The organism is Betaproteobacteria bacterium (assembly GCA_009377585.1).
GTDB lineage: Bacteria > Pseudomonadota > Gammaproteobacteria > Burkholderiales > WYBJ01 > WYBJ01.
Map to the genome: position 1 here is coordinate 52,717 of WHTS01000004.1, position 23,741 is coordinate 76,457.

A 23,741-nucleotide genomic window follows, 5' to 3' on the forward strand; every position below is an offset into this window, starting at 1 on the left:
ATCGTGGTGCGCCGTGACGCGCGCGATTGCCGAACCGGACCGAGCAAAAGCAAGGCGCCCGAATCGAGTCAACCCGGCGTGGCAGAATAGGGTGCTGGCGCAGCACCGGATTTTGGAGTTGATGAAATGAAGACCCGTGGACGCTCGCGACGAACTGCGTTTGCCGCCGTATTCCATACCAAGGAGGAATACGTCGCCGATTTCCTGCGCGAAGGCATTCTTTCGGGCGAGATCCCGCGCGGCACGCGCTTGAAGCAGGCAGAGCTCGCCGAGGAGCTGGGACTGAGCATCACGCCCGTGCGCGAGGCGCTGAAGCTGCTGGCCGCGGAAGGTTATGTCCTTGGCGCCACCCACCGGGGCGCGATCGTCGCGCCGTTCGAGGTGTCGAGCGCATCCGAAGTGATCGAGCTGCGCGCGCTGCTGGAGACGCGGCTCACCGTGAGCGCCATGCGCCGCATGACGCTGGGCGACATGGAGCAGATGCAGCGGCTGGGTCAGGACTTCGATCGCGCCTTCGAGATGGGCGACCGCAATGCGGCCCGCGGCGCCAACTATCGCTTCCACCGTTTTCTCTACGGGCTTGCGGGGCAGCCGCTGAGCTTTCATTTTGTCCAGGTGCTGTGGGCGAAATACCCGTTCGATATCATCAACCAGCTCGGCGGCCGCGTCGGCCGCGCGGCGCACGAGCATGCCCGCATCATCGATGCGGTGGTCTCGCGCAACGAGGAAGCGGCCGCGGCCGCGACGCGCGAGCACATCTATGCGGGCTGGAACGAGTTGAAGGCGGCGATCGAAGCCGACCCCGCCCTGGTGGACCAGGGCACGGCGCAAGCCGCGGCTTGACCGCGCCCGCGATCATCGTACCCATGCCGCACGCCGCCGCGCAGACGCGCCCCGGTCAGAGCAAGACAAATCCAAGGAGGAAGCAGATGCGAATCGCATCCAAGGTGCTGCACCGCGACCAGGACGGCGTGTCGGGATTCTTAGCCTACCCTGCTACCGCGGCGCGCAGGCCCGGCGTGCTGGTGCTCCATCATGCCAATGGCGTGACCGCGGATCTCAAGACCACGGCGGCGGATCTGGCTCGACTGGGCTACGCGACCCTGGTCCCGAATCTGTACCACATGCTCGGCGTAGCGGGCGACAGCCACATCGGCCGCGGCGCGGAACTGCAACAGCGGCTGAACGACAACGAGTTCCTGCGCGTGATCGGCGACGCATGGCGCTTCCTCGCCCGGCGCGCCGATGTCGATCCGACCCGCACCGGCATCATCGCCCACTCCATGGGCGGCCGGCTCGCGGTCCCCTTCGCCGCCGATACGCCCGAGCTGCGCGCGCTGGTACTCTACTATCCTTCGGTGCGCGACGAGATCGAGACGGCGCTGCGGCCGCGACACGCATTCGACCTGGCGCGAACGATCAAGTGCCCCTCGATGCTGATCTACGGCGGGCACGACCACATCGCCACCCCCGAGACGCGCAGGCGGCTGTGGGAAAGCTTCCACGCCAACGGCCAGCCGTTCGAGTGGCATTTCTACTCGCATGCCCGCCACGGCTTCGCCTCGCCCGATTCCGACGGCTATCAACCCGAGATGGCATCGATCGTGTGGCCGCTGGTAACCGAGTTCCTGCAGCGGGCGCTGGTGGAGCCGCCGGTGGCGTGAACGCCGCCACCCGCACGCAGCCTCGGCTTTCGCGTCGAGCGAGAATCCCGCACGCCTCGCGCAACGCTCGCTGCCCGGCAGCGGCGTCAGCCGTTACAATCGGCTGGTTGCCTGCGATCCGACGCCATGATCCAACTGCTCACGATAGCCCACACTTCGGACGTTCATCTGCACGACGGGGACGATGCCGCGCCCATCCGGGCCGCATTCGAGCGCGTCGTCGATACGGTGCTCGACACCCGCTCGGATCTCTTTCTGATCGCCGGCGACCTGTTCGATCACACCCGCATCCAGGGCGACGTGATCGACTTCGTCTACGAGCAGCTCGCGCGCGTGGACTGCCCCACCGTCATCATTCCCGGCAATCACGATTGCTGGCAGGAGCGCTCGGTCCTGCAACGCATGGACTTTCGCCGCGCCGGCCACCATGTCGTCCTGCTCGACCAGCCCGACGGCGCCGTGGTGGAGTTTCCCGAATTGCATGCCACGGTGTGGGGACGCTGCATGCTCGACCACGCGCCCAGCAACAAGCCGATGGCGAACGCTCCTGCGCGCACGCGCGATCTGTGGCACATCGGCATGGCGCACGGACTGTACAGCGAGGATGGGGAGAGCGATCGCTCCTCGATCATCACCGCGCAGGAGATCGAGACGTCCGGCTTCGATTACCTGGCGCTCGGCCACGTGCATATGCACCGGCAGATCCGCCATGGACGCACAGTGGCCTGCTATCCCGGCGTTCCGGCGGCACAGCTCGGCACGCGGCCGAATGGCAGCATGGCGATCGTCGCACTGGAGCCGGGCAAGCGCGCCCGAGTCACGGATCACATTCTGCAATAGCGCTCCGCGACGCTCAGGCGTCCGCGAGAAAACGGCCCATGCTGGCGGCGAACGCATCGGGTTGATCGGTGAAGAGCGCGTGGCCGGCGCCTTCGATGCGCTCGATCCGGCAGCGCGGCATGGTCGACGCCATGCGCTGCGCCAGCTCCTCGTTCACCACGCGGCTCACGCCGCCGTACTGCAACAGCGTCGGCGCCTCGATACGCCGCACCGTCTCCCACAGGTCGACGGCGGGCCCACGTCCGCGCGTGCGCTGCAGGAGCGCCGGATCGTACTTCCAGGTGTAGCGGCCATCGTCGAGCCGGCGCATGCCGTGGCGCACGCTCTCCTCGATCATGGGGCGCGGGGCGCGGAACATGAGTTGCGCGAGGTATTCGCAAGCTTCTTCCTGCGAATCGAACGCACGTGGCGGGGGCGTCTCGGCAATGCGCGACAGATCGGCGTCGGGACCGATGTTGGCCGGCCGCCCGGCGGCGATATCGACCAGCACCAGCCGCTCGACGTGGCCGGGATGGCGCTCGGTGAAGAGCATCGAAACGCGCCCGCCGAGCGAATGGCCGACCAGCGTGAAGCGCCCGAGGCCGCGCTCGGCGACGGTCGCGCGCAGATCCTGATAGAAATCCTCCAGGGCGTAGCCCTGCTTCGCGCACCAGCTGCTGTCGCCGTGACCGCGCTGGTCGACCGCGACGATATGGTAGCGATCGCTGAAGCGGCGGCAGAAGTCGTTCCACACGTGCGCATGCAGGCGGCTGCCGTGCACCAGCACGATCGTGGGATGGTCCGGATTGCCCCAATCGAGATGATGCAGGCGGACGGCATCGCGAACGACGAAGTGGCTATCGGCGGGAACGGCGGCGGGAACGGTTGTCATGGCGAGCGCGCTGTGATGAATCGGAATGTCCGATGCTACCTTAGCGGCCCGCATGCGCGGTAGCTATACTGCCGGCTGTTGCGCTCGGACTGACGGGGGTCGAGCGGCGACGTCAGATCGCAGAGCTCGAGAGGAGGCCGACATGCCCAGCCGCAAACTGAAGATCGCCGGTCGCGAGCTGACGCTCGATGCGCGCCCCGACCGCCTGGATCTGCGCGACCTGCCGTTTCGTCCCGCGGTTCAGTCGCTGCCCGCCGTCTATCCGAGCGATGCCGGCGTGGCCGAATTGCTGCCGGCGTATCAGGGAGCCGATCTGGTCCTGGACCAGGGCCAGGAAGGTGCGTGCACCGGCTTCGGGCTCGCGGTCGTCATCAATTACCTCTTGTGGGTGCGTTCGAGCCACAAGATGACGTCCGCCGACAAGGTGAGCGAGCGCATGATCTATCACCTGGCGCGCTTCTACGACGAGTGGCCGGGCGAGGATTACGAAGGCTCGAGCTGCCGCGGCGCGTTGAAAGGCTGGCATCGCCATGGCGTGTGCGGCGAATCGCTCTGGCCTTACCGCAACGCCGACGGCGAAGTGACGTTCGTCGCCCCGCAAAACGAATGGGAGCTCGACGCGGTGCGCCGCCCGCTCGGCGTGTACTACCGCGTGGAACGCGAGTCGGTGGTCGATATCCAGGCAGCGATCCGGCAGACCGGGGCGGTGTACGTTTCGGCCACCGTGCACGAAGGCTGGGACGTGAAAACCGTGACCAAGCCGATATGCCACGACGCGCTGCCGACCATCAAGCCCAGCCGCAAGGGTCTCGGCGGGCATGCGTTCGCGCTGGTCGGTTACAACAACGTCGGCTTCATCGTGCAGAACTCCTGGGGGAAAACCTGGGCCGCGTCGGGGTTCGCGGTGCTTCCCTATGAGGAATGGGTGCTGTGGGGAACCGATGCCTGGGTGGTCGGATTGGGCGCCCCGATCACGGCCGGTACCAGGACGCGCAGCAACGTGCGCTCGATCGCGCCGCCGCGGCGTCACTTCATTCCGCCCTCGGCCCGTAACGCGCCGGCGAGCTCCGGGCTGTCGAGCCTGTTCCGCGGCGCACGCGACAAGTTCGCCGACAAGAAAGGTGTGTGGAGCAGCGACTACGCCTACAACCACACGCTGGTCACAGCCAACGACGGGCGCACCGTCAATCGCCTGCTGCACGTCGCCAACGAGGACAAGAACACCGAGTACGTGGCGCTCACCAAGCCGCTGGAGTGGTTCGGGCAGCGGCCGCAGGGCGAGCCGTGGCGCCTGCTGGTGTACGCGCACGGCGGCCTCAATTCGGAAGAAGACTCGATCCAGCGCATCCGGCTGCTGGGCCCGCAGATCGAAGCGAATGCAATCTACCCGCTGTTCGTGACCTGGAAGAGCGGCTGGCAGGAAACGATCGCCAACATGCTCGAGGACGGCTTCCAGTCCGAGTTCGGCCAGAGGGCGCCGGCCGAAGGGCTCGGCGAGGCAATGAGCGAAGCGACCGATCGCGCCGTCGAAGTGCTCTCGCGTCAGGTGCTGGCACGCAGCCTCTGGTCGGAGATGAAGGAGAACGTCGCCCGCGCCGCAGCCTCGGACCGCGGATTCTGTCTGCTCGCAAATCGCATCAAGGAACTGGCCGCGAAGGCAGACGGCAAGCTCGAAATCCACCTCGTGGGGCATTCGGCCGGGTCGTACGTACTCGGGCGCCTGCTCGGCGAGCTGGGCGTCGATCCGGTCGTGAAGGCGGCGTCGTGCACGCTGTACGCGCCGGCGTGCGACCTGGAATTTGCGCTCACGTACTTCAAGCCCGCCGTCGAGGGCGGCTGCCTGCCGGGCTCGGCGTTTCGGGTGCACCTGTTGAACGACAAGCTCGAGCGCGCCGACAGCATCGGCCCCTACCGCAAGTCGCTGCTCTATCTGGTGAGCCGTGCGCTCGAGCGCTGGCACAAGACGCCGTTGCTCGGGCTGGCGATTGCTTGGGATTCGCAGTATGCGGGCGAGGAACACTGGCACAAAGACACCCTGGAGCACGTGCGGCAGTGGCAAGCCTTCGCCTGGCCCGGCGAAACCCGGCCGGGCGATTTCGCCGAACAAGGCAAGCCCGCTCCGGGCGGCTATCTGGCAGTGTTGAATGCGAGGCAAGTCGACTGCGGACCGCGCAAGATCGCGTCCACTCACGGCTGCTTCGACAACAGCATCGAAGTCGTGGGCCGCACGTTGAAGTGCATCCTGGGCAGCGAGCTGACGAAGAATCTCGACGATCTCGATTTCTGAGACGACGTTCATGCCTGCAGCGGTGCACAACGCCGGCAACCGGGACGAAAGCCCGCGCTCGCTCGCCGAGCGCGTGCGCCGCGAGCAGATCCGCGCGCTTTACGAAGAGCTGCCCTTCTCCGCACTCGGGATGACGATCGGCGGCGTGATCGTGGTCGCGGGCCTGTGGCAATCGAATACCCCGCGCTCGCTCATGATCCTGTGGCTGGGATTGATCGCCGCCAACCAGAGCTGGCGACTGCTGCTGTATCGGCAGTTCCAGCGCGCCGAGCCGGCAACGCGCAGCACCGGGCTGTGGGGGCGGCGCTGGGCGCTGGGTGCGCTCTATTCGGGCCTGACGTGGGGATCGAGCGCGCTGTTCATGTTCGATCCGGCCAGCGCGAACTACCAGGCCTATCTGGTGATCTGCCTGGTCGGAGTCACTGCCGGCGCGCTGGCGCTGGTCACCATCGACCTGCGCTCGTTCTTCCTCTTCATCGTCCCTACCTTGTTGCCGATCACGGCGCGGCTGGTGGCCGAAGCCGATCGCATGCATCTCTGGATGGCGGCGGTCTGCGCGCTGGTGCTGTGCGTACTGATCAAGTTCGGCCTGAAGCTCAACCGCGAGCTCGAGCAATCGCTATACAACCGCTTCTTGCTCGACGACGAACGGCGCCTGGCCGAGCGCGCGCGCCAGCAAGCGGAAGTTGCGACGCAGGCCAAGTCGAAGTTCCTGCAGGCGACCAGTCACGATCTGCGCAACGACGTGCAGGCGATCAGCCTGCTCACCGACCAGCTGGCGCAGGCGAATCACGATCCGAAGCAGCATGAGCGCGTGGCCGCCATCGCCGCCTCGGCGCGCACGGTGGGGCGGCTCGCCGACGACCTGCTGTCGGTATCGCGTCTGGATGCGGGCGATATCCAGCCGTTCGTGACCGCAGTCGCGCTGCAGCCGCTGTTCGACTCGATCGAGCTGGAGTTCGGCCACCTCGCCGCCCAGCAGGGCATCGCGCTTCGCATCCAACCGACGCCGCTCGCCGTGACGACCGATCGCATGCTGCTCGAACGCATCGTGCGCAACCTGGCGAGCAACGCCGTGCGCTATACGCGCTCCGGCGGCAGCGTCGAGATCGGCGTGCACGCCGAGGATAACGCAGTGCGGATCGAAGTCCGCGACACCGGCATCGGGATCGCGCCGCAGGACCAGCAACGCATCTTCGACGAGTTCTATCAGGTGGCGGGCAGCGCAGCCAGCAAAGGGCTGGGCATCGGATTGTCGATCGTGCAGCGCTTCGTCGAGCTGCTCGGCCACCGCTTGACGGTCGAGTCGATGCCCGGCCGCGGCTCCACCTTCGGCATCCACCTGGCGGCGGCCGCCGCTCCGGCGCCCGAATCGGTGCACGAGCCGGCGCTGCCCAATCCGCTGCGAGGACGGGTCGCCTTACTGGTGGACGACGATGCGGCGGTCCTGAGCGGCATGGCCGACAAATTGAGGAGCTGGGATCTCGAGGTGTTCGCGGCGACCGATGCCGACCAGGCGCTGGCTGCCCTGGAAGGCGCACGGCACGTCCCGGCGCTCATCGTCGCCGACTACCAGCTGGGCACGGACGAGAACGGGATCGCGCTGGTGGATCGTGTCCGCAGCCGTTTCGCGAGCCCGATCCCGGCGCTGCTGGTGACCGGCTACGGCGGCGACGAGCACCGCGCGCCGGCCGCGGCGCGCGGCATTCGCATTCTCGCAAAGCCGGTCAAGCCGGCCCAGCTGCGGCTCGCGCTGGAAGATGCGCTCAGAATCGAGGGCTCGCGCTGGGAGACGCGCTCAGTACCGAGCTGACGCCGACGTAACGGCCATTGACTGCGCCGAGCCCTGACCGCGCCGAATCCGGCTTTTGACTGCGCCGAGTCCGGCTTTTGACTGTAAATATCGCAGCCGCAGCGCGATCAATCGAGCAGCTCCAGCTCGCCGATCAGCTCACCGCGCTGCGAAGAAACGACGAACCCGGCACGCGCGAGCATCTCGCGTTCCGCATCGACCTCGGCCTTGGAGTACGCCACCAGGCTCGCCAGGCCCGACCGCCGCGCCCAGCGCACCGCCCGCCCGATACACTGCGCGCAGGCGCCATGCGCCCAATCTCCGGGCCAGGCGGTATACCACAGCTCCGCCCATCCGAGCAGGCGAGAAACCCGGTGCACCTGCGCGGTGGCGATGATCGGTCCCTGCCCGATGCGAGCGGCGACGACCTGGTCGGTCGAGAAGTCGGCCTGGCCGAATGCCGGCACGGTGCACAACTCGCCGAGCGTGCCCCAGCCGATGCTGGCACGCATTGCGGCGAGGCTGCGGCAGTGGGCCGTCAAGTCCTCGCGATCCGAAGCGCCGAGCGTGACCAGATCGTATCCGGCGGAATAGATCAGGCGCGGTCGGGATGCCCCGCCCTCGGCCGATATCATCGGACGCGCGCTCATGGCTGGTAGGCCGCGACCGCGATGCTCGCGCGTTGCGGCGCGATCGAATCGGCCGACAAGCCCGCCGCCGCCATCCGTTCCACGTCGCCCGGTCCGATGAGATAGATGCCGGTGGCGCACACGGCCCACAATCCGATTGCCGAACCGAGAAAACGCAGCCGTTCGCTGCGCTGCGATTCATCCCGCCTGTCACGTCGTTTGTCACGTCGCCTGAACCTGTATTCCGTGTTCATGTCCGCCTCCTTGTTATCCGTTCGACGAGGGCTGCAGCATGGCCTTGCTGCAGGGCGTCATACTGCGGCGACAATTTGGCGGACACCATTGGACCGACGGGTTACGACCAAGGTCGAAACACGCATGCGAAGCGGTGCGTAGCGATATCTGCGAGCGTCCGAACCGCTGCGGGCTGAGGTGCCGGCTACCTGCCGACCTTGGTCGGCGGCGCAGCGGACACGGATCCAGCCTCGCACCGTCCCCGCCTGCGGCCGAAATCGTCTAGACTTCGCGCAAACCAAGATTCGGGGGATGGATGCAGGTTCTCGTGGTCGACGACCACCCGCTGTTGCGCTCGGCGCTGAAGGAAGCGATCAAGGACCTCGATGACGAAGTCGATGTCATCGAAGGCCGCGACGCGGCGGACGCCCTGCGGCTCGCCCGCGACCATCCCGGGCTCGACCTCGTCCTGCTCGACTACGCCCTTCCGGATGCCGACGGGGCCACGGTGCTGGCGGAGCTGAAGGCCGCGCACCCGACGTTGCCGATCATCGTCATCTCGGGCTTCGACGGGCGCGAGATCGTGACGGCAGCGATGAATGCCGGCGCCTCCGGTTTCATTTCCAAGGGCTCGACGCCGAAGCTCATCGTCACGGCCATCCGCCTGGTGCTCGACGGCGGCAAGTACGTGCCGGAGAGCATGATGCCTGGCTCCGGCACGGCGGCGGCGCGCGTGGTTCCGCTCGCGCGTGGCACGACCAATGCCGAGGCCCTGGCGCGCTTGCGCAACCTCCTCACGCCGCAGGAGCTGCGCGTGCTGGGTTTGCTGCTCAAGGGCTACAGCAACAAGGAGATCGCGCGCGCCATCGGCAAGGAGATCCCCTCGCAGCGCGGCAGCTCCATCGCGGAATCGACCGTCAAGGCGCACATGACCAACATCCTGCGCGCGCTCGACGTGGAGCGGCGCACGCAAGCCGCGCTGGCGGTGGAGCGGCTCGGCGTGCACGCGCACGACCTGCTCGGCGGCGAGGACAAGGCTTGAGCCCGACGCTGCACCCGCGCGCGTAGTCCATCCTATCGTGCGTGTCGGCATCGTGTCCGCTTTCGTCGACTACCATCGGCGCGGCGCGCACCACCGCGGCGTGCTGCAACCCCAGGTCGGTCCCCTGCTCGCCGCCTTGCTGCCCGCCGGCGTCGAGGTCGACGTGGTCAACGACGCCTGGACCGACCCCGACTGGGCGCGGGACTACGATCTGCTGCTGATCTCCTGCCTGCACTCGGACTTCGATCGGGCGCGGCAGATCTCGCACTATTGGCGCCGCCGCGGGGCAAAGACCGTGCTCGGGGGCATCATGGCGAGCACTTTCCCCGGCGTATGCGCACCCTGGTTCGACGCTATCGTCATCGGCGATCCGGAAGACACGGTGCCGCGTCTGGTCGACGATTTCGCCCGCGGCAACCTGCAGCCGGTGTACCGCTCGCGCGGCTACCGTCCGGCTGCCGTGCCCACGCCGAAAGTCGAATTGATGGCCGAGCAGCAGCTTCTGCCGCTCGGGCTCGAAGCCACCCGCGGCTGCAATTTCGCCTGCGACTTTTGCGCCCTGACCGCCGCCGGCACCCGCTTCGAAACCCGGCCGGCCGGCCACGTGGTCCGCGATCTGATCGCGATGCGCGCAGCACTCGGTGCGCGCGCGCGCTGGCCGCGCGATGCCATGGTGATCTTCTACGACAACAACATCGGCGGCAATCCGCGTTATCTCGCCAGCCTCGCGCAGGCGCTCTCGCGCCTGAACATCCGCTGGGGGTCGTGCATCACCTTCAACGCAGCCGACGATGAGCAGCTCATCGCCACGCTGGCGCGCTCCGGCTGCCGCTATCTCTACGTCGGCCTCGAAAGTTTCAACGCACGCACCTTACGCAGCATGAACAAGCGCCAGAACGTGATCGCCCGCACCCACACCATGATCCGGCGCTGTCACCGGCTAGGGATTCTGCTCGATGCCGGCCTCATGCTGAGCCCGCTCGAGGACGACCTCGAGTACGTGCGCGCCATCCCCCGCCTGCTGGACGAAAGCGGCTTGAAGGTGCCGAGTTACATCTGTTTCGAGACGCCGATTCCCGGCACGCCGCACTTCCACAAGCTGGCCGCGTCGAAGACGCCCGCGCTGCTGCCCAATGCGCTGCTGCGCGACTTCAGCACCTACACCCTGGTGACGCGGCCGCGGCATGCGCCGGCAGCGGAATTCATCGCCGCCTACAAGACGCTCATCGCGGAAGTTTTCGCGCCGGCACGGCGCGCGCGCAAGCTCGCGCACGACGCACGCAGGCTGCTCCCCGACGGCGGCTGGTTCGCCTGGGCGCTCGATTGCGCCGCGCAGTACTGGAACGCCTACCGGCCCGATCCCGATCGAACCTATCTCGCCGGCAGCGATCGGGCGCCGCCCGAGGCCGAACGTATCCCGTTCGCTCCGGACGACTTCCGCGACGAGGAGGAGCTCGAGGCCATCATGAAACCCTGGGCCGTAGCCGATTGCAACGGATTCGTATTGCCGCAGTGGCTCGGCGCGACACCGGCTCATGAGCGCAAGCGCCGGGCGTCGGTCGCCTGAGCTAGCCCGGATATTTCACCGGGCCGGCTCGGAACGGGACCAATGCCCTGCGTAAAGAAATGCTTATCGAGCGTTCCCTATTTCATGTCACGCTCGTCCCTCACCCTCAACCCCTCTCCCGGGGGGAGAGGGGAGCGTCGCGTCCGTATTGGACTGTCGTCCAATACGGAACGATCAATAAGAAGTGATTGTCAGTTCCAACTTGTACGTCGGCCTGCACGGGCGCTGGCGGCTCGATGAAATGTCCGGGCTGGACGGCGATCGATCATGTTTTCACTTCGTTCAGCAGCGGGTGTGCGTCGCGCAGCCGCCGGCAGTTCTCGATCGCGACGTCGAGGCTGCGCGCGAGCGTTTCCGCTGTGAGCCACGCCACGTGCGGCGTCATCACCACGTTGTCGAGTCGTGCGAGCGCGAGCCCGGCGCCGGCCGGCTCGACCGCCAGCACATCCACGCCCGCCGCGCGCAGCCGCCCCGACTGCAGCGCCTGCACCAGGGCCGCCTCATCGACCAGACCGCCGCGGGCCGTGTTCACGAGCACCGCGCCGGGCTTCATGCGCGCAAGGGCGGCTGCGTCGATCATGCGCTCTGTTTCCGGGGTGAGCGGCACGTGCAGCGATACGATGTCGGCTGCAGCCAGCAGCTGCGGCAGCGCGAGGAATTCGCCGCCGGCTTCGGCCTTGCGGCTTCGGGCGGTGTACAACACACTGGCACCGAGGGCCTGCAATACGGGCGCGAGCCGCCGTGGCACCTCGCCGTAGCCGATCAATCCGACCGTGCGGCCCGCGATCTCGCCGACCGGGTCGAGGTTTTCCGGCGGCAGCGTCCAGCCCCGGCATTCGCGCGTGGCGCGATCGAGCAAGGGAATGCGGCGCAGCGCCGCCAGCATGAGCGCCAGCGTCATCTCGGCCACCGCCTGGCTGTTGGTCCCGGGCATGTTGGCGACGGCGATGCCACGAGCGCGCGCGGCGTCGAGATCGATCGTGTTCACGCCGACCCCGATCTTCTGGATCAGGCGCAGCCGCGGCGCGGCCGCGATCATCGCCGCGCTGACCGGCGTCAGCACGTGCAGGAGCACTTCGGCATCCAGCATCTCGCGGCGAAAGGCGGCTTCGTCGGCTTCGTCGACGATTGCAACCTCCAACCAATCGGGCGCAGCGGCGAGCAGCTGCTGCCGAAATGCCGGGCTCGCGCGAAAGTGCAGCACCGCCTTCATGGCGTTCGCTCGCGCGGCGCGAGGACGCTACGTCCGGCATAACGGGCGGCCGGGCCGAGCGCCTGTTCGATGCGCAGGCCCTCGTTCCACTTCGCCATGCGCTCGGAGCGAGCAAACGATCCGACCTTGAGCTGGCCGCAGTTCCAGCCCACCGCCAGATGCACGATGCTGGCATCTTCGGTTTCGCCCGAGCGCGCCGACACGATCGTTGCGAAACCGTGCGCCCGCGCGGCCACCAACGCTTGCTTCGTTTCGGTGATGGTTCCGGCCTGGTTGGGCTTGAGCAGCACGGCGTTGCACGCGCCCGCCCGGGCCGCTTGTGCGATGCGCTCGGCGTTGGTCACCAAGTAGTCGTCGCCGATGATCTGCACGCTCGCACCGGCCGCGCGCGTGAAGGCTTGCATGCCGGTTGCGTCGTCTTCCGCCACCGGGTCCTCGATGGAAACGATCGGATAACGTGCGAGCCACGCCAAAAGCTGGTCGAGCCATTCGCCGCTATCCAGCTCGCGCCCTTCCAGCCCCAGCCGATAGCGGCCGTCATGGCCGAATTCGGATGCGGCGATGTCGAGCGCGATGGCGACCTCGCCGTTGCGGTAGCCCGCGGCCTCGATCGATTGCGCCAGGGCCGCCAGCGCCTCCTCGTTGGAATCGAACTGCGGCCACCAACCGCCCTCGTCGGCCACGCCAGCCCGGCGCCCTCGCCGTTCCATCCAGACACCGGCGTGGCGATAGACTTCGGCGCACATCACCAGCGCCTCGTCGAACGATGCGGCGCCCACGGGCATTACGAGGAAATCCTGGATGTCGACACGGCGGCCGGCGTGCGCGCCGCCGCCGAAGATCTGGATCTGCGGCAGCGGCAGCGTGACCTCGCCGTCGCTCGCGAGATAGCGCCACAACGGCTGCCCGGCCCCAGCGGCAGCCGCCTGCAGCACCGCGCACGAGGTCGCGATCGTCGCGTTGCCGCCCAGGCGCGCCTTGTTCGGCGTCGCATCGAGCGCGACGAGCACCCGGTCAACGCCTTCCTGGTCCAAGGCGTCCAGTCCCTGCAGCGCCGGCGCAATCGTGGTGTTCACGTTCCGCAATGCGTGCGAGACGCCGAATCCTCCCAACGCCTCGCCGCCGTCGCGCAGATCGACCGCTTCGTGCGTGCCGCGGGAGGCCCCGGCCGGCGCCATGCCGCGGCCGCGTGCGCCGCATGCCAGCGCCACCTCCACCTCGACCGTGGGCCGCCCACGCGAGTCCCAGATCCGGCGGGCCGTGACCTGCTCGATTCTCGTGCTCATGCTGCGCTACGCTCGGCCCAAAGTTCGCGGATGGCACCGAGCCGCCCCACCGGATCGACCAACAACCCGCACGCAAACGTTCGCACCCGCGCGCGCTGCGCCTCGTCCGTCAGGTACTCCACCGGCGATTTGCCATCCACCCGCGCCAGCAGCATGCCGGCAAGCAATCGACAGGCGCGCGCTTCCAGGGCTGCCGGCGGCTCCCACGCCACGCCGGCGACATAGGACGCGACGAACGTATCGAAGCAAGCCAGATAATCGGCGCGGTGCGCCGGACGCCACAGGCACTTCAACAGCAGGTGCGTCAGGCAGAACGCCGCGTCGAATGCCGGATCGCCGTACCACGCGCATTCCGCATCCAGCAGCACAGGCCCGGCGGGTCCGACCAGGATGTTCTTCGGGCTCACGTCGCCGTGCACCAGTGCCAGTCGCGTCGCCGCGGTGGTCTCGATCAGCGCCAACAGCGCCGGCGCACAATCGGGATTGGTTTCGGCGGCCGCGGCGAAATAGGCAGACAGGCGCAGGGCGCGAAACGCCGTGTCGTCGGCGAATCGATGCGCGATGTCGGCACGGCCCGCGGTCGCGGCCTGGATGTGCACCAGGGTTGCAGCAACCGCCGCAGCCGTGTCGGTGCGCACGCAGCCGTCGCGCAGCTGCTGCTTCCATACCGGGTAGGTCTCGGGCGGCAGATAGTGCATCGCGAACGCGCGAGCGAGCGGATCTTCGCCCAGAATCTGCGGAACCGCTGCGGGTGCCGTTTGGGCGGCGACCCGGATCCAGGCAACTTCGGCGGCGTTGCGCTCGACCGGCGCGAACCAGGCGGCAGCCACCTTCAGGCGCGGCAGCGCGCGCTTGACGCACACGGGCCCGCGCGCAGTATCAGCGCGCACGATCCTGGACGAGACACCGCCCTCCAACTCGGTCAGTTGGGGCAACTCGTGCGCATCGACCAGCCCCATGCGCTTGAGCGACGCCACGAATTCGACGCCATCGTCCGCACGCTCCGCCGGCTTCTGCGCAACGCTATCGCGCGACTGAGCGTCCGGTCGATCACGCATCTCCATGGTCCCGTCTCAGAAGCTACGCCCCTCTGAAGTAGATAACACACAGACGATTCGAGCAAGATCGGAGCGAAAATGGGGACGCACACACTTTCCGCAGCGAAATTGTGTGCGTCCCCATTTTCCCGCGCGCCAGTACGCCGGGCGGACGGCGAAAGCAAAAAGTCCCTTGACCCGCGAGGACCAAGGGACTCTTGTCGGCGCAGCAGGTCTTACTCGTCGCGGCCGTAGTGGATGCGCCGGTAGGGGATGCTCGGCACGGTACGCGAGATGCGCACGTCGATCACCATGGGGCCGGGCTTGGCGACCCATTCTTTCACCGCCGTGCGCAGCTGGTCGTTGTGCGTCACCAGCGATCCACGCCCGCCCATCGCGACCGCCACCGCGCCCAGATCGGGCGTCGGAATGACCGAGGTCATGGCATCCATCTTCTTCGCATCGAGCTTGTAATACTCGGCGCCAAGACACTGGTTGTTCATGACCACCACCAGCAACGGCATCTTGTAGCGCACCGCCGTCTCGAACTCGGCCAGGTGCATGAGGTAGCTCGCATCGCCGTCGATCAAGCACAGCGGCGTGTAGTCGGAGGCGACGATCGCACCCATCGCCGCCGGCAGCATCTGGCCGATGCAACCGAAGAAATGGCCCGCCTGCGTGATGGCGCGCGGACGCGTCATCAGCATGCTCGAAATGCCCGAGGTCATGCCGCTGCCGGAGAGCACGCCGATGCTCGGCGGCAGCAGCTCTTCCAGCGCGATCATCGATTCGCGCGGGTCCACCGTGCCCGGATCGATCGGAAACTCGGTCCGATCGGCGTTGTGGTTCGCGAGCTTGTTCTTTACGTCGGGCGTGCGATAGCCGATGTTCTTGTGCGACTTCTCGGCCAGCAGCTTCTCCAGCGCCTCGACCGCGATGCGCGCATCCGACTGGATGTAGAGGTCGGAGAACTTGCCGTTGGCCATCGCCACGTGCTGCTGGTTGTCGATCTGAACGTACTTGGCGTTCGGATACAGATAGCCGTTTTCGAGCGTGTGGCGGTTCAGGCTCGCGCCCACGCCGATCACCACGTCGGCCTCTTCCAGCAGCTTCATCGCCGGGCGGGTTGCGTACAGGCCGGAAATGCCGGCGTGATATTCGGTCTGATCGGAGAGATAAGTCTTGGCCAGGAGCGACGTTGCGATTAGGGCGCCGATGCGCTCGCCGAGCTTGAGCACGGCGGGGCCGGCTCCGGCCCATTGCGCGCCGCGCCCCACGATGATCACGGGGTGCTTGGCGGAAGCGATGAGATCGGCCGCACGCTCCAATTCCTTCGCGTCGGGCATTACCGTGCGCGCTTTGAACAGCTCCGACGTCGGCTGATACGGCTCGTCGGCATCCTCGAATTCCTTCTGCTGGATGTCCATCGGACAGCTCAGCATAATGGGACGGCGCTCGAGCTTGGCCAGATAGAACGCCTTGCGCACGCAGTCGTCGGTCTGCTCGGGGTTCTGCAGTCGCACGAAGCCGGCCTCGCACGCCTCGGCGAAGCGCGACTGGTCGAGGTATTGCGTGTACTCGGGATCGCTCCACGGATATTCACCGCAGAACGCGACCACCGGCGAGTGCGCACGCGCGGCAGTGACGAACGCCGTGGCAAGCTGGGTCGTGCCCGGGCCGCAGGTGGCCGTCGCGACGCCAGGTTTGTTGGCCGTGCGGGCGAAGCCGTCGGCCATTCCGAGCCCCGCGCCCTCGTGCCGCACCTCGTGCACCTTGACGCCGATCTTGTGCAGCTCGGAAATCCAGAACATGTTGCCGTCGCCCATCATGCCGAAGGTCGACGTGACGCCTTCGCCTTTGAATGCATGAGCCAGCCGCTGGTAGACCTTCATGATTGCCCGCCCTCCGTGAAATGTGAAATCGATTGTGCTTGTCTTCCCTCTCCCTTTGGGAGAGGGATCGAGGGTGAGGGAAATTATGCGCGATGCCGAAGACTTCCCTCACCCCCAACCCCTCTCCCGGAGGGAGAGGGGAGCGTATTGCGGAAAGCGGCTTGTCAGCCACTTTCCGGATCGTCAATGAGCCGTCCCGACGCTCGCACAACGCGCCGCAAGCTGCTCCGAGAATTCCTTCGTCATGCGCTTCACCACCATGGAAGCGCCGGTTTCGATGAGCGACGCCAGCCGTCCGCTGATCTCGACCTGAGCCTGGATGTCGATCGTTGAACCGGCCGCATCGCCTTCCCGGCCCTGAACCTTGAAGCCCATGGTGGTGTGAAAGCGCGCCCCGCCCTGATTGTCCTTGCCCCTGGAGATCACCTTGCCGCTCATGCTCGGAGGGTCGTATTCGATCTCGACCTTGGCACGGAACGCGACCTTGGCCGGGCCGAACTTGACCGTGATGCCGGCATCGTAGCTGCCGTCTTCGTGCTGGTCGCCGAGCGATGCGCCCGAGACGCATTCGACGACCGCGCGCGGATCGGACAGCAGCGACCAGACGGTCTTCGGATCCGAGGCTACCTCGATGGTCTCGCTGACTTCTATCATGACGGGGACAGCTCCGAACGGGAACGGGTGAAAAACGCACTGCGAAACGCACTGCGCTTGATCGCGCGATTGTAGCGGAGCGGCGCGGTTTTCACCCGCTTTCCGCGTGGCGATTCAGCCCGGATGTTCACGATGTGGTCGTTCGCGGCAAGCCCTCGCTGAAATCCGAACGGGCTGACTTGCAACTTCGATCCGTGGGATTCGATCTTCGAAGGCAACCCGCAGCGCATCCTCGAGCGGCGCGAAGCGGTGAGCCTGCCGCCGCTGCTCATCATGCAAGGCGAGCTGGACGACAACGTGCTGCCCGCTTTCCAGGAGAAATTCGCCGCGGCTTATCGTGCTGCCGGCGGCGAGTGCCAACTCGACATTTTCGCGGGCTGCGGCCACATCTGGGTCGCCGATCCGGGCCCGCAAACCGATCGCGCGCACGAAATGGTGAAAGCCTTCATCGCGCGTAACCTGCGAGCGCTGCAACTCGCCGCGTAACGCGCTTCACGAAGCTTCCCTCTCCCCCCGGGAGAGGGAAGACAACCATACCGCACGCAACGCACCGGCGCAGCCGCAAGTGTTCGACCTTGGTCGAACCTGAAATAGACCTCGGTGCAATTGTGTGCGCCGCGCCATGCTCTCAGTATCACAGCGTCATCCACTGCAGGAGGACGCTGCGATGTGGGATCTTCTGGTCGCGCTCGCCCAGGTGGTTTCGGCCCTGGCCTTGATCGCCGGCTTCGGGTTGATCGGCTGGTATGCGTGGTTTCGCTCGTTGGACGATCGTCTCGACGACCGATGAGCGCCGCCGCAGCGGGATCCGGGCGGCTGCGCTGCTCGGGGTCCCGCTGGAACATCCGCCCGCGCTGAAACGGGCACGCTCGACGCTAGCCGGCCAGGGACAGGCCGACAGCCCGGACGCCTGTCCGAAAACAGGAGCCCGCATGTCCAGACCACTGGCCGGCGACGCCATGGACCAGCCGCTGAACGGCCGCAAGCATTTCAGCATGATTCGCAGTTTTCACCTGGCGGATTTCCTCACGCTCGGCAATGCTGCTTGCGGCGTGGCCGCGGTGTTGCTGGCGATGCATTACCTGACCAGCCACGACTTGCGCCACTTCTTCGCCGCTGCAGCGATGGCTCCGCTCGCATTCCTGTTTGACGTGCTGGACGGAAAGGTCGCGCGCGCGCGCCACACCCATTCGGCGCTGGGACGCGAGCTCGATTCGCTCGCCGACGTGATTTCCTTCGGCGTGGCGCCGGCCGCGCTCGGATTCGCGGCCGGCTTGAGCGGCGGTTGGGATATCGCGGCTCTGATCTACTTCGTCTGCTGCGGCGTGAGCCGGCTCGCCCGCTTCAACGTGACCGCCGAGGCGTTGTCCCAGGGCGGAGCGAAAGTCGCCTATTTCGAAGGCACACCCATTCCGACCAGCGTGATCCTGACCGCGGTGCTGGCCATCGCCGGCTGGCAGGGGCGTGTGGGCGAGGCGATCTACTGGGGCAGCGTCGGCATCGGCGGCTGGACGCTGCATCCGCTGGTATTACTGTTCGCGCTCTCCGGCACGCTGATGATCAGCAAGACCTTGCGTATTCCGAAGTGGTGACGGACGATCACTTCCTGCCGCGTCGCGCCATCGCCGCAAAGATCCGCTGCAATCGCGCCCGATCGCGCGCTTCGAACACGCCTGCCTGAGCGCATAGATCGCACAACCGTTCGCCCGGATCCTGGGCAGCGGCGCTGACCGCGTTCTTGAACCGGTCGCGCAGCTGCTTCACCTGCAATGCGAGGCGCTCCGCCTGCAGCTCGGGCGGCGTATCGAGGCCGAGCAGCAGCTCCAGCGCGAGCAAATCTTCGAGCCGCTGCGAAGCCACCCGCGTCAGGCGCTTGTGGTGATCGCTGGCAACCACCGCATCGCCGAGCGCTCGCAATGCGGCATCGAGGCGCGCATTCATCTTCTGTTCGCAGGCACCGGAGAGCTTCGGCAGCTCGCTCCACTGCGCGCGCGCCGCTTCGGCCTGCCTGCCCGCCGCGTCCGAATCGAGCTCGTTTTGCAGCAGCGCATCGAGCCGCTCGCATAATTGCTCCTTGAGCGCGAGCGTGTCCCACGCCGCCGTCTCGCGCGAGCGCGCGCGCGAACGCAGCAGCGCCTCGACCGCGCCGAGCGCGTGCCGGTAGCGAGCTTCCAGGCCACGCAGCGCCGGATCGGAGCCGCCGGCTTGCGACTTCCAGCGCGCCTGCAACTCGCGCAGCTCGCGCCGGATCAGCTCGTCGCTCTTGTCCGAGGCCTGCGCGAGGCGATCCAGCTCGGTCGCGATGTCTTCCAGCGCGCGCGTGGCTTCCTGTTTGCGGCCGTCGGCCTCGCTGCGCTTGTCGTGCCGCGCCTTGAACACCGCGTCGCAGGCCGCGCGAAACTCCTCCCACAGCGCGCGCTCGTCGCGCTGCGGCAGCGGCATGGCCTTGGCGTTTTCCTGCCAGCGAGCCTGGATCGCCTTCACCTGCGAGGGCGCGTCGCGTTCGAGCGCCTTGGCCGCGAGCCCGCGCACCTCTTCGATGAGCGAGCGCCGCGTGGCTTTTGCCTGCTCGCGCGCTTCGCCCAGCACGCCGCGCAGCGGTGCCAGCGCGGCCTTGAGCCGGCCGTCGAGCTCCTTCCACAGCTTGGGCTCGATGCTGCCCAGGTCGCCCTCGCGCCACGTGTGATCGGTTTCGCGCAGCCAGCGCTCGATCGCGCGTCGATCGCGCGGCTCCTGCACGAGCAGCACCGCCTGGTCGGTGGCCGTGGCGATGAACGCTTCGCGCTTGTGCCGAGCTTCCTTGCGACGTACGGCCTGCTCGGCGAAATGGCGCGCAGCCGGAGCGTACCCCTTTTCGCAGGCGCGGTCGAAACGCTCCCACAGCGCCTTGGGAACGCCCGCGTATTGCTGATCCAGCGCCTTCCATTCGTTGCGCAGCGTCTGCACTTCCTGCGCGAGCTGGCGCATGTCGCCGCTGAACTGGGCAGCCGCCTCGGCCCGCTCGCACAACTGCACCCGAGCGTTGTGCTGGCCGAAAGCCTGCCAGCGTTCCAGCTCGACCAGCTGCTGCTGCAGCCGCCCCATGCGCTGCGTGGTCGGCTTCGGCAGTGTTCCCACAGCCACGCGCACGCGCTTCACTTCGTCCGCAGCCGTGCGCGCCTCTTTCAACTGGCCGGCCGCGAGCGCCAGCTCCGCGGTATGCAGCAAGGCGTGCAGATGCTGGCGGGCGGCGTTCGCTTCCTGCTGCGCGATCTCGGTGTGCGCGCGCCGCCGCTGCTCGACGGCGATCAGCGCGGCTTCGAAGCGTCGCGTGAAGGTGGGCGTGCGCAGCGAACGGTCGAGCCCTTCCCAGCGTTTGGGCAAATCGCCATGGTCGATGTAGGTGCCCGCGGCCAGTCGCTCCGCTTCCAGCACGAGCGCCTCGGCATCGGCCCGAGCCGCCACTTCCTGCTCGATGCCCTGCAAGCGCTCTTCCACCTGCGCCAGCTCCGCGAACACGCGCTCGTGCGACATCGATTCGGCTTCGGTGCGCAGCTCCGCCAGGCGATTGCGCAGCTCGAGCATGGCGCCCGAGTCGGGTTCGTTCAGCGCCTGCAGCGAGTCGATCCATTCGCGCACGGCGGCCTCCAGGCGGCTGCGCGCGCGCTGCTCTTCCTGCTCGCGTTCGAAGCGAGCCTGCACGGCGCGCCGGGCGGCCTGCGAGCGCGCGAGGCGCCCTGAATCGCCGTTCATGTCGAGCGCCTGCCAGCGACGGTTCAAGTCCACCACTTCGGTGAGGATGGGCCCTGGCTTGTGCGCGAGCGCCTCCAGCTCGATCAGGATGACGTCGGCCTCGGCAGCCTGGTCGGCTTGCGTCTTGATGGCATCGACGCGGCTGCGGGCGAGCCGGTATACGCCGTGATCCTTGTTGCGTGCCGCTTCGGCGAGCCGGTCCAGTGCCTGCGCATCGTGCACGCGTTCGGCCGCAGCCAGGCGCGTCTCCGCATTGCCCGCGGACAGCGCCAGCTCGATCAATGCCGACGGGTCGCGGATGGCCTCGACCGCCATCAACCGGCGCTTCGCATCCGCGGCGCGGCGTGCCGCTTCGACCCGGATGGCATCGTCGGTCTCTTCCGCCTGCAGCAGCTGCTGCGCGATGGCCTCGTCTTCGGCTCCGGCGATACGATCGCCCAGCGTGGCTGCGATGGCTTCGCGCACCTGACCGTCGGATTCGCTGCGCCACGCCAGGGCGAGCACGGCGAGATCGGTGCAGCGCTGTGCCGCGGCCATGCGAACCTCGGGCGCAGGATCGCCGGTGAGCAGCGCTTTCAACTCGTCCGATTCCGGCGCCAGCTCGCCGACCGCCTGCGCGCGCTGCGCGGGTTCCGCGTGTTCGTGCAGTGCGCCGCGCGAAAAGAATCTCGTGATCATGTGCCAGCCAAGATGCTATTCCCCGGCGCACATTCTACGATGCGAGGGGCGTTGTCTCTAGCACCGCGTTGTTTGCGGTGCGCGCGTCCCGTTTCCGATTTCGCCTGCGGCGCGATCGGGCTATGATCGCATGCATGCGGGCCCGGCGGCAGCGTTCGTCGCTGGCAAAGTACCCAGCGGACAGGGAGCGACGCGAGTCCATGTGCGGCAGCGAGGCCGTCGACCGAAAGCGCAATGCGGCAGGCACGCCGCCGCGCACACCATTTTGAGCACCCTGCTGCGCGCCTCGACGCTGGCGCCGTTTCGCATCCGCAGCTATCGCTTCCAGTGGCCGGCCGATCTGGCGACCTCGTGGGCGTTCGAGATGGAAACGCTCATCCTGGGCTGGTATGTCCTGGTCGAGACCGGGTCAGTGCTTCTGCTCACGGTATTCGCCTCGCTGCAGCATATCGGCACGCTGGTCTCGCCCATGGTCGGCGTGTTCGGCGACCGTGTCGGCCAGCGCAACCTCTTGTGCGCGATGCGCACGGTGTATGCGACGCTCGCCACCACGTTGATGATCCTGGCCTTTAGCGGCATGCTGACTCCGGCATACGTGCTCATGATCGCCGGTGTGATGGGGCTCGTGCGTCCCTCGGATATCGGCATGCGCGCAGCGCTCGTGGGCGAAACGATGCCGCCCGCGCACATCATGGGCGCGATGAGCATCCAGCGCACCACGCAGGATTCGGCGCGCATCGCCGGGGCGCTCACCGGCGCGGGACTCGTTGCCGTGCTGGGCATGGGGCCCGCCTACACCGTGGTCGCGAGCCTTTATGTCACCAGCGTCGTGCTCACGCTGCAGACCGGCGCGCGTCGCGCGCCGCGACATGACGCGCAGCGCGCGGCAGCGCCCTCGCCGTGGCGCGACCTGAAGCAAGGGCTCGTCTACGTGTGGCGGACGCCGCAGATCTTCAGCATCATGTGCCTCGCCTTCCTGCTCAATCTCACCGCCTTCCCGTTGATGACGGGGTTGATGCCCTACGTCGCCAAGGCGGTCTTCCAGGCCGATCAGACCTGGCTCGGATACATGGTGGCTTCGGCCGCATCGGGGGCGCTGCTGGGCTCGCTCGTCCTCAGCCGCTATGGCGGGTCGGTGCGGGCGGGCCGGATGGTGGTCGTGTTTTCGATCGGTTGGTATGCGATGCTGCTGCTGTTTTCGCAGCTCGAAAACCCCGCGCTCGGTCTGGGCGCCCTGGTGCTCGCAGGCTGCGCGCAGAGTCTGAGCCAGGTGCCGATGGCCGCCATGCTCCTGCGCGGCGCGGACGAGCAGTACCGCGGCCGCGTCATGGGCATTCGCATGCTGGCGATCTACGGCAACCTGCCGGGCCTGCTGCTCTCCGGTCCGCTCATCTCGCACTTCGGTTATCCGCTCACGGCAGCTTTGTATTGCCTCGTCGGCGCCACGCTCATGATCGCGCTGACCGCCTATTGGCGCGCGCATCTGTGGCACCTGGACGCTGCCGCCAATCGGCGCGGATGAGCACGGCGAACGACGCGCCCAGTCGTCGTCGGCCACGGCTGGGTGGCATATCCGGGCTCAAGTATCCCGACTGCGGTCGTAACGGGTATCGCGTTTCCATTCGACCATCACCTGCTTGAAGCCGTCGGCCTCGATTCTCGCTCCCCACGTCTCACGCGTATTGCTGAAATGCCCGGCCAGGCTCATCTCGAAATTGATCTCCATCATGTCGCGCACGCCCATCCGATTGGCGCTACGGTTGATAGCAAGTTTTTTCATCATCAGGATTTCGAGCGGGACGCGGGCGATCTCCGCCGCCATGCGGTCGACCGTATCGGCAAGCTCCGTCGCGGGCACCGAGCGGGTGGCGAAGCCGCACTGCTCGGCTTGACGGCCGTCCATCGTGCCGTGGAGGAACGCGAAGTCCTTGGTCTTGCGGATTCCGACCACCGGCAGCCAGGCGCCCCAGATGAGGCCCATGACCATTCCGGGCGCCGCCTCCACAGGACCGATCTTTGCGTCGTGCGCCACCACCACGATGTCCGCCAGCCCGGCGAGAATCGTGCCGGCCGCGATGCAGGCGCCATGCACCTGGGCGATGACCGGCTTGGGGATCTCCCAAACGCGCATATAGGCGCGCATGCGCTTCTCGAAATCGATCCGATGCCGCTCGTTCAGTGCGTTGATGCGCTCTGGACGGTTGAGCGTGAGCGTCACCCGATGACCGCCCTTCCGGTAGAGCAGATCCTGGTACGTGCTTGCCATGCTGTGCACTCCCAATCGATGATCGCGATCTTCGCTCGCGGCGCACTCGATTATAGG

At 67.1% G+C, this 23,741-nt stretch carries 20 protein-coding genes; 10 read left to right on the forward strand and 10 right to left on the reverse strand.

From position 1 onward, the window contains the following. Positions 1 to 126 precede the first annotated feature (126 nt). From GEV05_02380 to GEV05_02390, 3 genes are all read left to right on the forward strand, one after another. Entirely contained in the window at positions 127 to 843 is a 717-nt protein-coding gene (locus tag GEV05_02380) for an FCD domain-containing protein (GenBank protein ID MPZ42247.1), read from the forward strand. Then, positions 840 to 1,664, forward strand: coding sequence for a hypothetical protein (locus GEV05_02385; GenBank protein MPZ42248.1), 825 nt, complete (start codon positions 840 to 842; stop codon positions 1,662 to 1,664). Before GEV05_02380 ends, GEV05_02385 begins: the two co-directional genes overlap by 4 nt. A 126-nt stretch (positions 1,665 to 1,790) precedes the next feature. Continuing rightward, positions 1,791 to 2,504 (forward strand): hypothetical protein, encoded by a 714-nt coding sequence (locus GEV05_02390; GenBank protein MPZ42249.1) that lies wholly within the window; start codon positions 1,791 to 1,793, stop codon positions 2,502 to 2,504. Positions 2,505 to 2,517: 13 nt separating this feature from the next. Here the strand turns inward: GEV05_02390 and GEV05_02395 are convergent, their stop codons facing one another. Then, positions 2,518 to 3,429, reverse strand: a complete 912-nt coding sequence (locus GEV05_02395) for an alpha/beta fold hydrolase (protein ID MPZ42250.1) — start codon at positions 3,427 to 3,429, stop codon at positions 2,518 to 2,520. Between GEV05_02395 and GEV05_02400 the strand changes: the two genes are divergently transcribed. Both GEV05_02400 and GEV05_02405 read left to right on the forward strand, forming a co-directional pair. After that, the gene (locus tag GEV05_02400; GenBank protein ID MPZ42251.1) at positions 3,401 to 5,662 is read left to right on the forward strand and encodes a peptidase C1; all 2,262 of its coding nucleotides are present in this window, start codon (positions 3,401 to 3,403) and stop codon (positions 5,660 to 5,662) included. The genes GEV05_02395 and GEV05_02400 overlap by 29 nt on opposite strands. Before the next feature lie 10 nt (positions 5,663 to 5,672). Continuing rightward, the gene (locus tag GEV05_02405; protein ID MPZ42252.1) at positions 5,673 to 7,475 is read left to right on the forward strand and encodes a response regulator; all 1,803 of its coding nucleotides are present in this window, start codon (positions 5,673 to 5,675) and stop codon (positions 7,473 to 7,475) included. Positions 7,476 to 7,582: 107 nt separating this feature from the next. Here the strand turns inward: GEV05_02405 and GEV05_02410 are convergent, their stop codons facing one another. Both GEV05_02410 and GEV05_02415 read right to left on the reverse strand, forming a co-directional pair. Next, on the reverse strand, positions 7,583 to 8,104 hold the full coding sequence (locus GEV05_02410; GenBank protein MPZ42253.1) for a hypothetical protein: 522 nt from the start codon (positions 8,102 to 8,104) through the stop codon (positions 7,583 to 7,585). Beyond that, entirely contained in the window at positions 8,101 to 8,337 is a 237-nt protein-coding gene (locus tag GEV05_02415) for a hypothetical protein (GenBank protein MPZ42254.1), read from the reverse strand. Before GEV05_02415 ends, GEV05_02410 begins: the two co-directional genes overlap by 4 nt. Positions 8,338 to 8,633: 296 nt before the next feature. Here GEV05_02415 and GEV05_02420 point away from each other — a divergent pair, with 296 nt between their 5' ends. Both GEV05_02420 and GEV05_02425 read left to right on the forward strand, forming a co-directional pair. After that, positions 8,634 to 9,359 carry a response regulator gene (locus GEV05_02420; protein ID MPZ42255.1) on the forward strand — a complete coding sequence of 242 codons (726 nt, stop codon included), beginning with the start codon at positions 8,634 to 8,636 and terminating at the stop codon, positions 9,357 to 9,359. Between the two features lie 37 nt (positions 9,360 to 9,396). Then, entirely contained in the window at positions 9,397 to 10,926 is a 1,530-nt protein-coding gene (locus GEV05_02425) for a radical SAM protein (GenBank protein MPZ42256.1), read from the forward strand. 265 nt (positions 10,927 to 11,191) lie between these two features. Here the strand turns inward: GEV05_02425 and GEV05_02430 are convergent, their stop codons facing one another. From GEV05_02430 to GEV05_02450, 5 genes are all read right to left on the reverse strand, one after another. After that, positions 11,192 to 12,139 carry a hydroxyacid dehydrogenase gene (locus tag GEV05_02430; GenBank protein ID MPZ42257.1) on the reverse strand — a complete coding sequence of 316 codons (948 nt, stop codon included), beginning with the start codon at positions 12,137 to 12,139 and terminating at the stop codon, positions 11,192 to 11,194. Further along, complete coding sequence (locus tag GEV05_02435; GenBank protein MPZ42258.1) at positions 12,136 to 13,425, reverse strand: phosphopyruvate hydratase; 1,290 nt, start codon at positions 13,423 to 13,425, stop codon at positions 12,136 to 12,138. The genes GEV05_02430 and GEV05_02435 overlap by 4 nt, the downstream gene beginning before the upstream one ends. Continuing rightward, positions 13,422 to 14,489 carry a phosphotransferase gene (locus GEV05_02440; GenBank protein ID MPZ42259.1) on the reverse strand — a complete coding sequence of 356 codons (1,068 nt, stop codon included), beginning with the start codon at positions 14,487 to 14,489 and terminating at the stop codon, positions 13,422 to 13,424. The genes GEV05_02435 and GEV05_02440 overlap by 4 nt, the downstream gene beginning before the upstream one ends. 209 nt (positions 14,490 to 14,698) lie before the next feature. Continuing rightward, on the reverse strand, positions 14,699 to 16,354 hold the full coding sequence (locus tag GEV05_02445; GenBank protein ID MPZ42260.1) for a thiamine pyrophosphate-binding protein: 1,656 nt from the start codon (positions 16,352 to 16,354) through the stop codon (positions 14,699 to 14,701). Between the two features lie 183 nt (positions 16,355 to 16,537). After that, complete coding sequence (locus tag GEV05_02450; GenBank protein ID MPZ42261.1) at positions 16,538 to 17,008, reverse strand: carbon monoxide dehydrogenase; 471 nt, start codon at positions 17,006 to 17,008, stop codon at positions 16,538 to 16,540. Positions 17,009 to 17,257: 249 nt separating this feature from the next. Between GEV05_02450 and GEV05_02455 the strand changes: the two genes are divergently transcribed. Next, positions 17,258 to 17,494, forward strand: a complete 237-nt coding sequence (locus GEV05_02455) for a prolyl oligopeptidase family serine peptidase (protein ID MPZ42262.1) — start codon at positions 17,258 to 17,260, stop codon at positions 17,492 to 17,494. Positions 17,495 to 18,003: 509 nt separating this feature from the next. Then, entirely contained in the window at positions 18,004 to 18,600 is a 597-nt protein-coding gene (locus GEV05_02460) for a CDP-diacylglycerol--serine O-phosphatidyltransferase (protein ID MPZ42263.1), read from the forward strand. A 7-nt stretch (positions 18,601 to 18,607) separates the two neighbouring features. Here GEV05_02460 and GEV05_02465 read toward each other — a convergent pair whose 3' ends face one another. Continuing rightward, positions 18,608 to 21,418 carry a DUF349 domain-containing protein gene (locus tag GEV05_02465; protein MPZ42264.1) on the reverse strand — a complete coding sequence of 937 codons (2,811 nt, stop codon included), beginning with the start codon at positions 21,416 to 21,418 and terminating at the stop codon, positions 18,608 to 18,610. 130 nt (positions 21,419 to 21,548) lie between these two features. Here GEV05_02465 and GEV05_02470 point away from each other — a divergent pair, with 130 nt between their 5' ends. Then, positions 21,549 to 22,940 (forward strand): MFS transporter, encoded by a 1,392-nt coding sequence (locus GEV05_02470; GenBank protein ID MPZ42265.1) that lies wholly within the window; start codon positions 21,549 to 21,551, stop codon positions 22,938 to 22,940. 57 nt (positions 22,941 to 22,997) lie between these two features. Here GEV05_02470 and GEV05_02475 read toward each other — a convergent pair whose 3' ends face one another. After that, positions 22,998 to 23,684, reverse strand: coding sequence for a hypothetical protein (locus GEV05_02475; GenBank protein MPZ42266.1), 687 nt, complete (start codon positions 23,682 to 23,684; stop codon positions 22,998 to 23,000). Between the last annotated feature and the right edge of the window lie 57 nt (positions 23,685 to 23,741).

What these genes read in the sequence shown, in the direction of transcription:
- GEV05_02435 (MPZ42258.1), bottom strand. Translation starts at nt 13,425, where the DNA reads ATGAGCACGAGAATCGAGCAGGTCACGGCCCGCCGGATCTGGGACTCG.
- GEV05_02440 (MPZ42259.1), bottom strand. Translation starts at nt 14,489, where the DNA reads ATGGAGATGCGTGATCGACCGGACGCTCAGTCGCGCGATAGCGTTGCG.
- GEV05_02465 (MPZ42264.1), bottom strand. Translation starts at nt 21,418, where the DNA reads ATGATCACGAGATTCTTTTCGCGCGGCGCACTGCACGAACACGCGGAA.
- GEV05_02405 (MPZ42252.1), top strand. Translation starts at nt 5,673, where the DNA reads ATGCCTGCAGCGGTGCACAACGCCGGCAACCGGGACGAAAGCCCGCGC.
- GEV05_02380 (MPZ42247.1), top strand. Translation starts at nt 127, where the DNA reads ATGAAGACCCGTGGACGCTCGCGACGAACTGCGTTTGCCGCCGTATTC.
- GEV05_02475 (MPZ42266.1), bottom strand. Translation starts at nt 23,684, where the DNA reads ATGGCAAGCACGTACCAGGATCTGCTCTACCGGAAGGGCGGTCATCGG.
- GEV05_02430 (MPZ42257.1), bottom strand. Translation starts at nt 12,139, where the DNA reads ATGAAGGCGGTGCTGCACTTTCGCGCGAGCCCGGCATTTCGGCAGCAG.
- GEV05_02390 (MPZ42249.1), top strand. Translation starts at nt 1,791, where the DNA reads ATGATCCAACTGCTCACGATAGCCCACACTTCGGACGTTCATCTGCAC.
- GEV05_02470 (MPZ42265.1), top strand. Translation starts at nt 21,549, where the DNA reads ATGCATGCGGGCCCGGCGGCAGCGTTCGTCGCTGGCAAAGTACCCAGC.
- GEV05_02450 (MPZ42261.1), bottom strand. Translation starts at nt 17,008, where the DNA reads ATGATAGAAGTCAGCGAGACCATCGAGGTAGCCTCGGATCCGAAGACC.
- GEV05_02410 (MPZ42253.1), bottom strand. Translation starts at nt 8,104, where the DNA reads ATGAGCGCGCGTCCGATGATATCGGCCGAGGGCGGGGCATCCCGACCG.
- GEV05_02395 (MPZ42250.1), bottom strand. Translation starts at nt 3,429, where the DNA reads ATGCGGGCCGCTAAGGTAGCATCGGACATTCCGATTCATCACAGCGCG.
- GEV05_02460 (MPZ42263.1), top strand. Translation starts at nt 18,004, where the DNA reads ATGATTCGCAGTTTTCACCTGGCGGATTTCCTCACGCTCGGCAATGCT.
- GEV05_02415 (MPZ42254.1), bottom strand. Translation starts at nt 8,337, where the DNA reads ATGAACACGGAATACAGGTTCAGGCGACGTGACAAACGACGTGACAGG.
- GEV05_02400 (MPZ42251.1), top strand. Translation starts at nt 3,401, where the DNA reads ATGTCCGATGCTACCTTAGCGGCCCGCATGCGCGGTAGCTATACTGCC.
- GEV05_02445 (MPZ42260.1), bottom strand. Translation starts at nt 16,354, where the DNA reads ATGAAGGTCTACCAGCGGCTGGCTCATGCATTCAAAGGCGAAGGCGTC.
- GEV05_02420 (MPZ42255.1), top strand. Translation starts at nt 8,634, where the DNA reads ATGCAGGTTCTCGTGGTCGACGACCACCCGCTGTTGCGCTCGGCGCTG.